Source organism: Acinetobacter sp. AKBS16 (genome assembly GCF_002899995.1).
Lineage (GTDB): Bacteria > Pseudomonadota > Gammaproteobacteria > Pseudomonadales > Moraxellaceae > Acinetobacter > Acinetobacter baumannii.
In genome coordinates this window covers 1-12205 of the sequence record NZ_POYH01000014.1, presented here as the reverse complement: position 1 = coordinate 12205, position 12205 = coordinate 1, and the positions used below count along the sequence as shown (strand labels likewise).

The following is a 12205-nucleotide window of genomic DNA, read 5'->3' as shown; positions in this document are numbered from 1 at the left end:
GAGCTACCAGACTGCTCCATCCCGCATCAACGTGCAAAAATTATATACAAATATCGAAAAAAGTCAATGTAAACTTATCCAATATTAGCTTGATTAAGTTGCACCTTAATCAAATTGGTAGCGGGAGCTGGATTTGAACCAACGACCTTCGGGTTATGAGCCCGACGAGCTACCAGACTGCTCCATCCCGCATCAAAAACAAAACTGCTTGCACTCAACTTTCTGGTTCAAAGTTGGTGCGGAAGGGGGGACTTGAACCCCCACGCCCGAAAGCACTACCACCTCAAGGTAGCGTGTCTACCAATTCCACCACCACCGCAGCTTGTGGGACGCATTCTAGTCCTTTCAATTCCAAAAGGAAAGTCTTATTTCCAATTATTGGCCAGTTTTTGGTGCATTTGGTGAAGTTTCAGGCGATGTAGTCTGCGCTGGCGCAGTCGTTTGTACAGTTTTCAAACTATATGCTTCAGTCGTTTGCTTCTTGGCAAAAACAGCCAGAGTCAAACTGGTCACAAAGAATAAAGCTGTCAAAATTGCAGTCACGCGAGTCAAGAAGTTACCTGAACCAGACGCACCAAATACTGTTGCTGCGCCACCTCCACCAAAAGAGGCACCTGCATCTGCGCCTTTACCATGTTGCACTAAAATTAATGCAATCATCAGTACTGCTAAAATAATATGTACAACAAGTACAAAAGAGTGCATACCCTATCCTCGTTATTTGCTTTGCGCGAAGGCTTGTACAATTTGATAAAAAGATGCTGCATTTAATGAAGCACCACCCACCAACGCACCATTGATATCTGGACATGCAGCTAACTCAACAGCATTTTCAGCTTTTACACTACCGCCATACAAAATAGCAATATTTGAGCCGGCTGATGTAAGTTGGCATAAGCCTTCACGAATTTTAGCATGCATCGCTTGCGCATCTTGCGGAGAAGCTGTTTTACCTGTACCAATTGCCCAAATAGGTTCATAGGCAATAACCACTTGGTTTTGCCATTGTTCTGCAGTCACTACAGGTGCAATATCACAAATTTGCTGTAAAACAACTTGCTCGGCCTGACCTTGCTCACGTTGTTCAAGGCTTTCGCCCACACAATAAATGACAGTCATACCCGCATTTAATGCATTTTGGAGTTTTGCCTTCAAAATTTCAACGTTGTCACCAAAAATATCACGACGTTCAGAGTGTCCTACCAGTACGAAATTAATTTGGCTATCTTTTAATAGTTCTGCACTGACTTCGCCAGTATAAGCACCTGTACCAGCAAAACGTGATACATCCTGTGCAACCGTATATACCGTTCTTGCAGCATCCTGTAATTGCGCTTGTACCGTTGTAAGGGCAATAGAAACAGGGGCAACGCCCACATGGCAGTTTTCATCTGCAATTTGGTTTTGTTGCAATAATTGTTTAAATTCTTCTATAAGTTGGTTGGCGTTGGCACGCATTGGATTCATTTTCCAGTTACCAACTACCCAAGGCGTAATCGTCGAACCCGACATACTGCTCACCTTTCATCAAAAATGCAGCACATTCTACACGCATTTATACAAATTTCAGATACTTTTCTTTAACGCGATTACTCATATCTTTTCTAGTGTTTGAAATTAAGAAAAAACTTTACTTTATTAAAAGTCCGACATTCTAAAAATTAATAAAGAAAAACTTCGACTGGTTCAAGCTTTAATAGGCTGAGTAGGACCCGAGCAACACTTTCTAAGGTAGTAATTTTACATAACAAAAGTATAATTTTTCATATACCAATTATAAACACATTAACATAGGCAGGCAGATGTCAGCATTACATACATCTCCAAAATTTACGGGGTTTTTTCGACGTTTAGTCGAAGAAAAGCATGTGTCGGCAGCGACCATGCAAACTGCATTAGATGCAGCGAAAAGAGCTAAGCAGGACACAGTCGCATATTTAATTGAAGAGGTTCATCTCTCCCCTTCGTTATTGGCTGAAACAATTTCTGCTGAGTTTGCTGAACCATATTTCGATCTGGATGTTTATGACACCTCTCAGATTCCTAAAGATCTGGTCGATCAGAAACTGATTTTAAAACATCGAATTTTGCCGCTCATTCAAAGAGGGCAAATTTTATATGTTGCGACCAGTAATCCAAGCAATATCGAAGCGATTGATGCAATTCGTTTTAATAGTAAATTGCTGGTTGAGCCTGTAATTGTGGAGCACCATAAACTCGAAAAAGTTTTAGGCCAGCATTTTGCAGAAGAAAGCAGCTTTGACTTCAATGATGAAGAGTTTGATCTCGATGTTAATCTTGATGGCCCTACCGCTCAAGAAGATGAAGAAGAAGCTCCTCAAGGCGATGAAGCCCCGATTGTTAAATATATTAATAAGTTATTAATTGATGCCATTCGTATGGGTGCTTCAGACTTACATTTTGAACCGTACGAAAAATCCTATCGGGTGCGCTATCGTGTCGATGGTGTGTTACGTCAAATTGCCAATCCCCCTCTACAGCTTGCAAACCGCTTGGCATCACGCTTAAAAGTAATGTCTCAAATGGACATTTCTGAAAAACGCGTCCCACAAGATGGTCGTATCAAGCTCAAGCTGTCAAAAACCAAAGCGATTGATTTTCGTGTGAACTCCCTCCCGACTTTGTTTGGTGAAAAGTTAGTTCTACGTATTCTTGACCCATCAAGCGCAATGCTAGGAATTGATGCACTAGGATATGAAGAAGATCAAAAAGCTTTGTTTATGGAGGCATTAGATAAACCTCAAGGCATGCTTTTAATTACCGGACCAACAGGTTCTGGTAAAACCGTATCGTTATATACAGGTTTAAATATTTTAAATACTGAAAGCTCCAATATTTCTACTGCCGAAGACCCGGTAGAAATTAACCTTGAAGGAATTAATCAGGTTAACGTAAACCCCAAGGTAGGGCTTACTTTTGCGGCCGCACTTAAATCATTTTTACGACAAGACCCTGACATTATTATGGTGGGTGAGATTCGTGACTTGGAAACAGCAGAAATTGCGATTAAGGCGGCTCAAACTGGCCACATGGTGATGTCAACACTACATACCAATAGTGCTCCGGAAACATTGACCCGTCTACGCAATATGGGGGTTCCTTCTTTTAATATTGCAACATCAGTAAACCTAGTTATTGCACAGCGCTTGGCACGTCGTCTTTGTTCTCAATGCAAAATACCTGCTGATATTCCTAAACAAAGCTTATTAGAAATGGGCTTTACCGAACAAGATTTAGCGCACCCAGATTTTCGGGTTTTTCAGCCCGTAGGTTGCCCTGAATGTCGTGAAGGCTATAAAGGCCGTGTCGGTATTTATGAGGTAATGAAAGTTACACCTGAAATTTCCAAGATTATTATGGAAGATGGCAACGCTTTAGAAATCGCAGCTGCTTCTGAAAAATTGGGGTTTAATAATCTACGTCGTTCAGGTTTAAAAAAGGTGATGCAAGGGGTGACCTCTTTACAAGAAGTCAACCGTGTCACCAGTGAATAAGACACTATTTAAAAAATAAGGATAATCTAATGGCTGTCAAAAAGGCACAAATGATGCCGACTTTTGCTTATGAAGGGGTTGACCGTAAGGGCGTAAAAATCAAAGGAGAACTTCCGGCTAAAAACATGGCTTTAGCCAAAGTAACCTTACGCAAACAAGGGGTGACTGTTCGAAATATACGTGAAAAACGTAAAAATATTCTTGAAGGTTTATTCAAGAAAAAAGTCACCACACTCGATATTACGATTTTTACTCGACAACTGGCGACCATGATGAAAGCTGGTGTACCACTCGTACAAGGCTTTGAAATTGTAGCTGAAGGTTTAGAAAACCCGGCCATGCGTGAGGTTGTACTCGGTATTAAAGGTGAAGTCGAAGGTGGTAGTACTTTTGCCTCAGCTTTAAGAAAATATCCTCAACATTTTGATAACTTGTTTTGTTCACTTGTTGAGTCTGGTGAACAATCAGGCGCACTCGAAACGATGCTGGACCGCGTTGCAATTTACAAAGAAAAAAGTGAGTTGCTCAAGCAAAAAATCAAGAAAGCAATGAAATACCCAGCAACAGTTATTGTAGTAGCCATTGTGGTGACCATTATTTTGATGGTTAAAGTAGTTCCCGTTTTCCAAGATTTATTTGCGTCTTTTGGAGCAGATTTACCTGCATTTACGCAAATGGTTGTGAATATGTCGAAATGGATGCAGGAATACTGGTTCATTATGATTATTGCGATTGGCGCAGTCATTGCTGCCTTTCTGGAAGCAAAAAAACGCAGTAAAAAGTTTCGTGATGGCTTAGATAAACTGGCGCTTAAGTTACCTATTTTTGGGGACTTGGTTTATAAAGCAATTATTGCCCGCTATAGCCGCACGCTTGCTACAACATTTGCCGCAGGTGTTCCACTTATTGATGCATTAGAATCGACTGCTGGCGCAACCAATAACGTGATTTATGAAAAAGCTGTGATGAAAATTCGTGAAGATGTCGCAACGGGTCAACAGCTTCAGTTTGCTATGCGGGTCTCTAATCGTTTTCCATCTATGGCTATACAAATGGTTGCAATTGGTGAAGAATCGGGTGCACTAGACAGCATGCTCGATAAAGTTGCCACTTATTATGAAAATGAAGTGGATAATGCCGTTGATGGTTTAACCTCTATGATGGAACCTTTAATTATGGCAATTTTAGGGGTGCTCGTAGGCGGTCTGGTAATTGCTATGTATCTTCCAATTTTCCAAATGGGCTCAGTTGTATAATGCAAGACATCATTGCGTATTTTATTCAAAACTTAACTGCACTTTATATTGCTGTTGCACTCGTGAGCCTATGTATCGGTAGCTTTCTTAATGTAGTGATTTACCGCACGCCAAAAATGATGGAGCAAGATTGGCAGCAAGAATGCCAAATGTTACTCAATCCTGAGCAACCGATTATTGATCATGAGAAGTTAACTTTAAGTAAGCCTGCTTCATCGTGCCCTGCATGTCAGCAACCGATCCGTTGGTATCAAAATATTCCTGTTATAAGCTGGCTTATGTTAAGAGGAAAGTGTGGCCATTGCCAGCACCCGATTAGTATTCGCTATCCAGCCGTCGAACTACTCACCATGCTATGTTCATTAGTAGTCGTCATGGTGTTTGGTCCAACCATACAAATGCTTTTTGGACTCGTCCTCACATGGGTACTGATAGCCCTTACCTTTATTGATTTCGATACACAATTATTGCCTGATCGCTTTACCCTAACTTTAGCTGCGCTCGGCTTAGGTATTAATACCTTTAATATTTATACCTCACCCAACTCAGCCATTTGGGGTTATCTCATTGGTTTCCTATGTCTTTGGATTGTCTATTACTTATTTAAAGTGATCACTGGCAAAGAAGGTATGGGCTACGGCGACTTTAAATTGCTTGCAGCATTAGGAGCATGGATGGGGCCATTGATGCTGCCGTTAATTGTGTTATTGTCATCGTTACTTGGCGCAATCATTGGCATCATTTTATTAAAATTAAGAAATGACAATCAGCCTTTTGCTTTTGGGCCATATATTGCCATTGCTGGTTGGGTTGCCTTTTTATGGGGTGATCAGATTATGAAAATTTATTTGGGAGGTTAAGATGGCTTTTATTCTGGGAATCACAGGTGGTATAGGCAGTGGTAAATCAGCTGCAACACAATGGTTTGAATCCCAAGGAATCCAAGTCGTCGATGCCGATATTGTTGCTCGCGAAGTAGTTGAAAAAGGGCAACCTGCCCTTCAAAAAATTCAACAAACCTTTGGAGATTGGGTGCTTCAACCCGATGGCAGTTTGGACCGCCGTGCCTTACGTGAATATATTTTTCAAAATCCACAAGCGCGTCATACACTCGAGCAAATTACCCATCCCGCAATCCGTCAATCTATTATTCAACAGCTACAAAATCCTAAAAGTCCGTATGTGATTTTAGTTTCGCCATTATTGTTTGAAACAAATCAACATGAACTGGTCAATCACACGCTACTGATTGATGCGAGTGAACAAACTCAAATTCAGCGTGCAAGCCAACGCGATGGACAAAACCAAGAACAAATCCAGAAAATTATTGCTGCACAAATGCCACGCGAACGAAAACGTGAGCTTGCAAATGATATCGTGTTTAATGACGGATTACTCGAACATTTATATCAGCAATTAGAGCCTCTACATCAAAGCTATTTGAAGCGTGCAAACTAATTTCGTGTATTTTGCTGCTTAATCTTTTGTGTCAGGCTATCTTGTCTAAACCAGCGCCAAGGCTGTAAAGCGCCTATTCCCATACCTACTAAGCCCACTACAATTGATGGGCTTAATGATTCACCAAGTAAAGGTACAGCTAAAATAGCAGCAATAAACGGTGCCAAAGTTACAATACTTCCCGTTTTAAATGCGCCAAGACGCTGAATAGCAGCAACATAGGTTAATGTCGCAATAATAACGACAAACACGCCATGGAAAATACTTTGTACAGCTAAGTGCAAAGGATCTACATCCATAAAGTGCTTAGGTAAGAACAACAGATAAATCGGCAAATAAATAATTGCAGACCAGATTGCGACGCTTGCCATAGAATGCCAAGCAGAGAGCTTCCACTGTTTAAGTAGTACAGTAAAAATCCCCCACCAAATCGCACTGATAAACAGAAGTAAATCTCCAATTCCAAAAGCAGAGGTACTACTTTGCAACATTAATGCGCTCATGAGGGCCAAGGCAGTAATCATAATTGCCAGACTCACCCATGTATGTTTATCAAATGGCTGTCTAAATAAAATATAAGCAGCTATAGCAGTACAGATAGGAATACAGCCATTTAAAAATATTGCAGCATGTGCAGCTGGTGCATAAAGAAAAGCTGTATAAACCGTAAGGCAGTAAATGACTCCACCAATCAATGCCAAAATAACCGCATGCTTACTCCATAAAAAAGCGAGATCTTTTTTATAAATTAAGATAGGCATCAAAATTAGGAAGGCTATAGCAAAGCGTAGTGCGGCAATATCCCAAGCACTGATGTGCCATTGTGCATTTAAGCGGGCAAAAAGCGTAAACCCGCCCCAAATACACATGGTCACCAATACAAAAAAATAACCTTGCGTACGGGGAGACATATCAAGACTGCATAAAAACTAGGAAGGCAGCTAAATTATACCTCAGAACGCTGACGACAAGCTTCATAAAGTGCCATACCCGTTGCCACACTTACATTTAAACTTTGTAAGTTACCCGACATTGGAATATAGGCTTTTTGGTCACACTGTGCTTGAGTAATTGGACGTAAACCTGTGTCTTCTGCACCCATTACAATCACAACAGCACCCGAGAAATCACACTTCTGAATAGGTAATGCATTTTCATCAAGCATCGTACCAATCACACGGACATGAGTTGTCTCTTTAAGATGCGCTAAAGTACGAGCCAAATTAGTCACTTGAATAAATTTAACTTTTTCAGCCCCACCCGCTGCGACTTTACGAGCAGTTGGAGTTAAGCTTGCTGAGCGATCGCGAGGCACAATCACTGCCTGAACACCCATTGCAGCGGCAGTACGGATACATGCCCCTAAGTTATGTGGATCTGTCACCTGATCTAATGCCAGCAATAAGGCATCTGGAGTTTCAGCCAAGAGCTGGTCTAGATCTTTTTCATTTAAAGTCGGGTGCGGACGTACTGCTGCAACTACGCCTTGGTGAAATGGCAAACCCGCAAGCTTTTCGAGGCTATCACGGCTTGCTTTTTGTACACTAATCCCAAAAGGCTCGGCCAATTGCAGAATCTTCTGCAAACGCTGATCGTCGCGCCCTTTCAATGTAAACAGGGTCAGCACACGCTCCGGCTCAAGTTCTAACAATGACTCCACTGAGTGAACGCCATAATAATATTCCGGTTTTGCCATGCATGACCTCTAACAACGTTTGAGCAAAAAATAAAAATCCTGTAAAGCCAACTTCACAGGATTTCTTTGGGCATAGTGTACCCGATTTAAACAGTAATTTCTTAGCCTTCTAAGTGGCAAACATAATCAAGCACTTCATCAGTCTCGATTTTGAAAACACTATTGCCTGGTACATAAAAAGATTGACCAGCGCGGAACAATTCACTTTCATTGCTGTCTGCAATTTTAACGCGACATTCACCTGAAATAATTTCCATACGCTCAGGAACATGGGTTTCAAATGTTAAAGGCTGTTCAGTCGGCAAAATAACACCTAATGTTTTTTTCGTTCCATCTTCAAATTGCACGGTATGGCTGATACATGCTCCACCAAAATAAACATTTGATTTTTTGATGACCGTTACATGATCAAATTGGGTTGAACTCATGCACACTCTCCAGATAATGCCGCATTTATATAAATTATGATGAATGTAGTTTAATTGTGCCTAAATAACTAATCAATCAGTTTTCATACGGATAGACTTGTAATTTCCACTGCTGTAACTGAATTTTTTTAGCAAAAGCGTGGGGTAAATTCACTTCAATATTTCGACTCTTCGACACAATTGCATCATATCTGCAAACTTCATCGTGATTTTCATCGAATAAAATCCAGTAAACTTTTTCTGCCGTTGGATGATTAACCGCAGTTGTAACGACTGGTGAACCATTATCCATCCCTACGTGAAAATTGTCTTGGTCATTTTGCATTGAAGTTAGATCATAAACCGGAAAATCGGCACTATTTTCATCAAATTGCTGGCTATCATGTACAAGCACACTTTGTTTTAAAGTCGGCCAAATACAATAACGCAGGTAATGTTGATCTATGACTCGATTGTCCGGATACCTTCCAGTGGCAACATAATCCCTGATATGTGCTTCAATATTATGAAAAATACCTGTGCAACCGCCCCACATACCCGCCAAAATTAATTCAGTATGAGAATAGCTATCTCTCATTAAATGGAACCATTGATCACTTTTAAGCCAAGCATCAACAGCGGCTTTTTCACGATAAGACACGATAGAGTCGGCATCACGTACTAAAAACCGTTTAACTATCGGATCATCCATAACTAAAAAGCGCCAAAATAAACCTGATAACTGTTTTTGAGTGGGACTAACCTGTACAACTTGTGCGCCATTTGCTTGTAACCGTTGTTGTACAAGTTCGGGAACGCTCTCATCCACATAGAATCGACACGTCCATTCAGGATAGATTTCTTGAGCTAACTTAGTATTTAAAATGGAAGTTTCACAATACCGCGGATTTGCTCCAAATAAAGAAAAAGCAATGATATTTTCTTGTGGATTTGAGCTAAATGGCACGGGTTTATGAGTGGGTATATTTAAAGCAGGCTCATTCTTTGTGAGTTCTTTTTTGGTTGAAATGGCTAAACGCCCAAATTTAATCTTCTCTTCTTTTTTATTTAAATGATGACAAACTTCGGTCAATCCATCGTATAAATTTGTATTAACGTTAGAACCACTTGCTTTAATGGCTTGCATATAATGTTGATATGCATCGTCATAACGGCGTAACCGTAGCTCAGTATAAGCTAAATCAGACAATGCTCCGGGATGCCCGGGAACCAGACTTACTGCTTTTTTTACATGTTGATATGCTTTGACGTAATCACCTTGTGCAGCAGCCTGTTTAAATGCATTAAAATGCTGATTTAAAATTTTATTCATTTCAGCAGGATTAATTTTTTTATGGCGGTTGATCATCCCTATTGGTGCTTTCGGTAAGCTTAATGTTTTTTTCATTGTAAAGATCCGCAATCTTGCTGTTCTATAATTTCAGTTAGAATAATAGATCACTTGTAGCAAATTCAAAACTTCTCTATCTTTAACCCATAATTTGGCGCGTTGGATGCGTTTATGCTCACACATTTAACTTTAATCAATTTTGCATTAGCTGATCATTTAGCTATTGATATAGAACAAGGATTTAATGTTCTAACAGGTGAGACAGGTGCAGGAAAATCATTATTACTGGATGCACTATCTGCCTGCTTAGGGGAACGTACAGATACAAATTATGTCCGCTATGGTTCGGACAAAGCGGATGTAACCGCAGTTTTTACTTATCAGGACAATAGCCCTGAAGCAAAATGGTTAAAAGAACATGAACTAGATGATGATTCAGGGGAAATTCATTTACGTCGGGTTATTTTCGCAACTGGCCGTAGCAAAGCATGGGTAAATGGCCGCCCAAGTAGTCTCTCTGAGCTTAAAGAATTAGGCCGCTTATTGGTTCAGCTGTATAGCCAGCACAGCCAACAACAGCTACTTGAACCGCCTTATCCCAAGCATTGGCTAGACCGTTATAGTAATTTTTACGCCGAAGCAAATGATGTTCGTGAAGCATATAGTACCTGGCAGCGTAATATCCGCCAGCATCAGGCTGCGCTCGACGCTCAGGCAACCCGTCTTCAACGTATTGCGACCTTAGAGTTACAAATTGAAGAGCTTGAGGAAGTCATTCAAACCGATTACAAAGAAATCGAGCAAGAGTTCGATCGCCTCAGTCATCATGAACATATCATGCAAGACTGTAGCTATAGTCTAAATGCGCTTGATGAAGCTGAACAAAACATTACTCAAGAAATGTCGTCGATCATTCGCCGCCTAGAGTCTCATGCGGGGCGTAGTGAGCAGCTTTCCGAAATTTATAATTCGTTATTAAATGCGCAAAGTGAAATTGATGATGCCACATCAAATTTACGTCAATTTATTGACCGTCAGAGTTTCGATCCTGAACGGATGGAAGAACTGAACTCCAAGCTAGAGGTTTTCCATCGACTTGCTCGTAAATACCGTACTCAACCAGAAACACTTAAAGAAGAGTACGAAACTTGGCAAAGTGAGCTTGAGCAATTACATCAGTTAGAAGACCCTGAAACTCTGGCTGAACAAGTAGAAAAGTCACATCAAGAATTTTTAGAAAAAGCCCAGTATTTAGACAATATTCGTCGTGAAGCTGCTGCCCCACTTGCAAAGCAATTAACTGAACAGGTTAAACCTTTAGCGCTGCCTGAGGCACACTTTGAGTTTAAGTTTGAACCATTAGAACAACCAAATGCAGAAGGTTTAAGTTTTATTCAACTTTTATTTACTGCCAATAAAGGCATACCTCCTCAACCATTGGCTCGTGTAGCATCTGGTGGTGAGCTTTCTCGTATTGCACTCGTTATGCAAGTCATGAATGCTGAAAAGACCGAAGCAGAAGTTTTGGTATTTGACGAGATTGATGTCGGAATTAGTGGTGGTACAGCTGAAGTGGTTGGACGTTTATTGGCCGACTTGGCTCAGCATGTCCAACTTCTATGTATTACCCACCAAGCACAGGTGGCTGCACAATCCGATCAACATTTGTTAGTCAAAAAACAACAAACTGATCCGGCAAGTAGTACTATTGTACAACTTGATGAAAATCAAATTATTTCCGAGTTAGCGCGCATGTCAGGAGGTGTTGAAATTAATGAAACAACCTTGCAGCATGCTAAACAATTACGTCAACTTAAATTTCAGGCTTCTTCAACTTAATAAAGAAAATGAGAGAAAAAGATTGGCGAAATCCGATTAACTCTTGTATGTTGATAAAAAGAACCTATATAGATAAAAAGGGTCGAGAGACCCTATAGCGACATTTTTTGAGGGAGAACCGCTTAGGTGACCAAACAATATATGACTCACCGTTGTCTGATTGCCCCGCCAGAAATGGCAGATGACTTTTTTGCAAATACAGTAATTTATCTTGCCCGTCATGACGAAGAAGGTGCCCAAGGTATTATTATCAATCGCCCTGCCGGTATCCAAATTAAAGAGCTACTCAATGATTTAGACATTGATGCAGACAATGTAAATCCGCATGAGGTTTTACAAGGTGGTCCTTTACGCCCTGAGGCAGGCTTTGTTCTTCATACAGGCCAACCAACATGGCACTCTTCTATTGCTGTGGGTGAGAATGTCTGTATCACCACCAGTAAAGATATTCTCGATGCGATTGCGCATAACGAAGGTGTTGGCCGCTACCAAATCGCCCTTGGTTATGCGAGCTGGGGTAAAAACCAGCTAGAAGATGAAATCGCTCGTGGTGACTGGCTTATCTGTGATGCCGATATGGATCTGATTTTTAACTTGCCGTACGATGATCGTTGGGATGCAGCCTATAAAAAAATTGGTGTAGATCGTACATGGCTGGCTTCTGAAATCGGGCACGCCTAATG

Annotated in this window: 12 protein-coding genes and 2 tRNA genes; 6 read left to right on the top strand and 8 right to left on the bottom strand. The window is 40.8% G+C overall.

Features of this window, described 5'->3' with window-relative positions:
- Positions 1-115: 115 nt before the first annotated feature.
- From C1642_RS02225 to tpiA, 4 genes are all read right to left on the bottom strand, one after another.
- Positions 116-192 (bottom strand) — tRNA-Met (locus C1642_RS02225).
- A gap of 42 nt (positions 193-234) precedes the next feature.
- Positions 235-319, bottom strand: a tRNA-Leu gene (locus C1642_RS02220).
- Positions 320-375: 56 nt separating this feature from the next.
- Entirely contained in the window at positions 376-705 is a 330-nt protein-coding gene (gene secG, locus C1642_RS02215) for a preprotein translocase subunit SecG (protein WP_000555570.1), read from the bottom strand.
- Positions 706-717: 12 nt separating this feature from the next.
- A complete protein-coding gene (gene tpiA, locus C1642_RS02210; RefSeq protein ID WP_031379558.1) occupies positions 718-1512 on the bottom strand; it encodes a triose-phosphate isomerase in 795 nt (264 codons plus the stop codon).
- 290 nt (positions 1513-1802) lie between these two features.
- On the opposite strand from tpiA, the gene pilB reads away from it, so the two are divergent.
- The 4 genes from pilB to coaE are packed head-to-tail and all read left to right on the top strand — an operon-like array spanning position 1803 to position 6229.
- Entirely contained in the window at positions 1803-3515 is a 1713-nt protein-coding gene (pilB, locus tag C1642_RS02205) for a type IV-A pilus assembly ATPase PilB (protein WP_001274989.1), read from the top strand.
- A gap of 29 nt (positions 3516-3544) precedes the next feature.
- Positions 3545-4771 carry a type II secretion system F family protein gene (locus tag C1642_RS02200; protein ID WP_000279216.1) on the top strand — a complete coding sequence of 409 codons (1227 nt, stop codon included), beginning with the start codon at positions 3545-3547 and terminating at the stop codon, positions 4769-4771.
- The gene (locus tag C1642_RS20095) at positions 4771-5631 is read left to right on the top strand and encodes a prepilin peptidase (RefSeq protein WP_001152274.1); all 861 of its coding nucleotides are present in this window, start codon (positions 4771-4773) and stop codon (positions 5629-5631) included. Before C1642_RS02200 ends, C1642_RS20095 begins: the two co-directional genes overlap by 1 nt.
- Position 5632: 1 nt before the next feature.
- A complete protein-coding gene (gene coaE / locus C1642_RS02190) occupies positions 5633-6229 on the top strand; it encodes a dephospho-CoA kinase (RefSeq protein WP_000874125.1) in 597 nt (198 codons plus the stop codon).
- On the opposite strand, the gene C1642_RS02185 is transcribed toward coaE, so the two are convergent.
- The 4 genes from C1642_RS02185 to C1642_RS02170 all read right to left on the bottom strand — a co-directional run bounded on the left by C1642_RS02185 (position 6226) and on the right by C1642_RS02170 (position 9740).
- Positions 6226-7140 (bottom strand): DMT family transporter, encoded by a 915-nt coding sequence (locus C1642_RS02185; protein ID WP_000075015.1) that lies wholly within the window; start codon positions 7138-7140, stop codon positions 6226-6228. The genes coaE and C1642_RS02185 overlap by 4 nt on opposite strands.
- A gap of 35 nt (positions 7141-7175) precedes the next feature.
- Positions 7176-7925: a 23S rRNA (guanosine(2251)-2'-O)-methyltransferase RlmB gene (gene rlmB, locus C1642_RS02180; RefSeq protein WP_001118149.1), complete on the bottom strand. Its 750-nt coding sequence runs from the start codon at positions 7923-7925 to the stop codon at positions 7176-7178.
- 101 nt (positions 7926-8026) lie between these two features.
- On the bottom strand, positions 8027-8353 hold the full coding sequence (locus C1642_RS02175; RefSeq protein ID WP_000099685.1) for a pyrimidine/purine nucleoside phosphorylase: 327 nt from the start codon (positions 8351-8353) through the stop codon (positions 8027-8029).
- A 76-nt stretch (positions 8354-8429) separates the two neighbouring features.
- Positions 8430-9740 (bottom strand): tetratricopeptide repeat protein, encoded by a 1311-nt coding sequence (locus tag C1642_RS02170; RefSeq protein ID WP_103235853.1) that lies wholly within the window; start codon positions 9738-9740, stop codon positions 8430-8432.
- A gap of 114 nt (positions 9741-9854) precedes the next feature.
- Here C1642_RS02170 and recN point away from each other — a divergent pair, with 114 nt between their 5' ends.
- Entirely contained in the window at positions 9855-11522 is a 1668-nt protein-coding gene (recN, locus tag C1642_RS02165; RefSeq protein WP_000955431.1) for a DNA repair protein RecN, read from the top strand.
- 126 nt (positions 11523-11648) lie between these two features.
- Positions 11649-12203 carry a YqgE/AlgH family protein gene (locus C1642_RS02160; protein ID WP_001979301.1) on the top strand — a complete coding sequence of 185 codons (555 nt, stop codon included), beginning with the start codon at positions 11649-11651 and terminating at the stop codon, positions 12201-12203.
- Positions 12204-12205 lie beyond the last annotated feature (2 nt).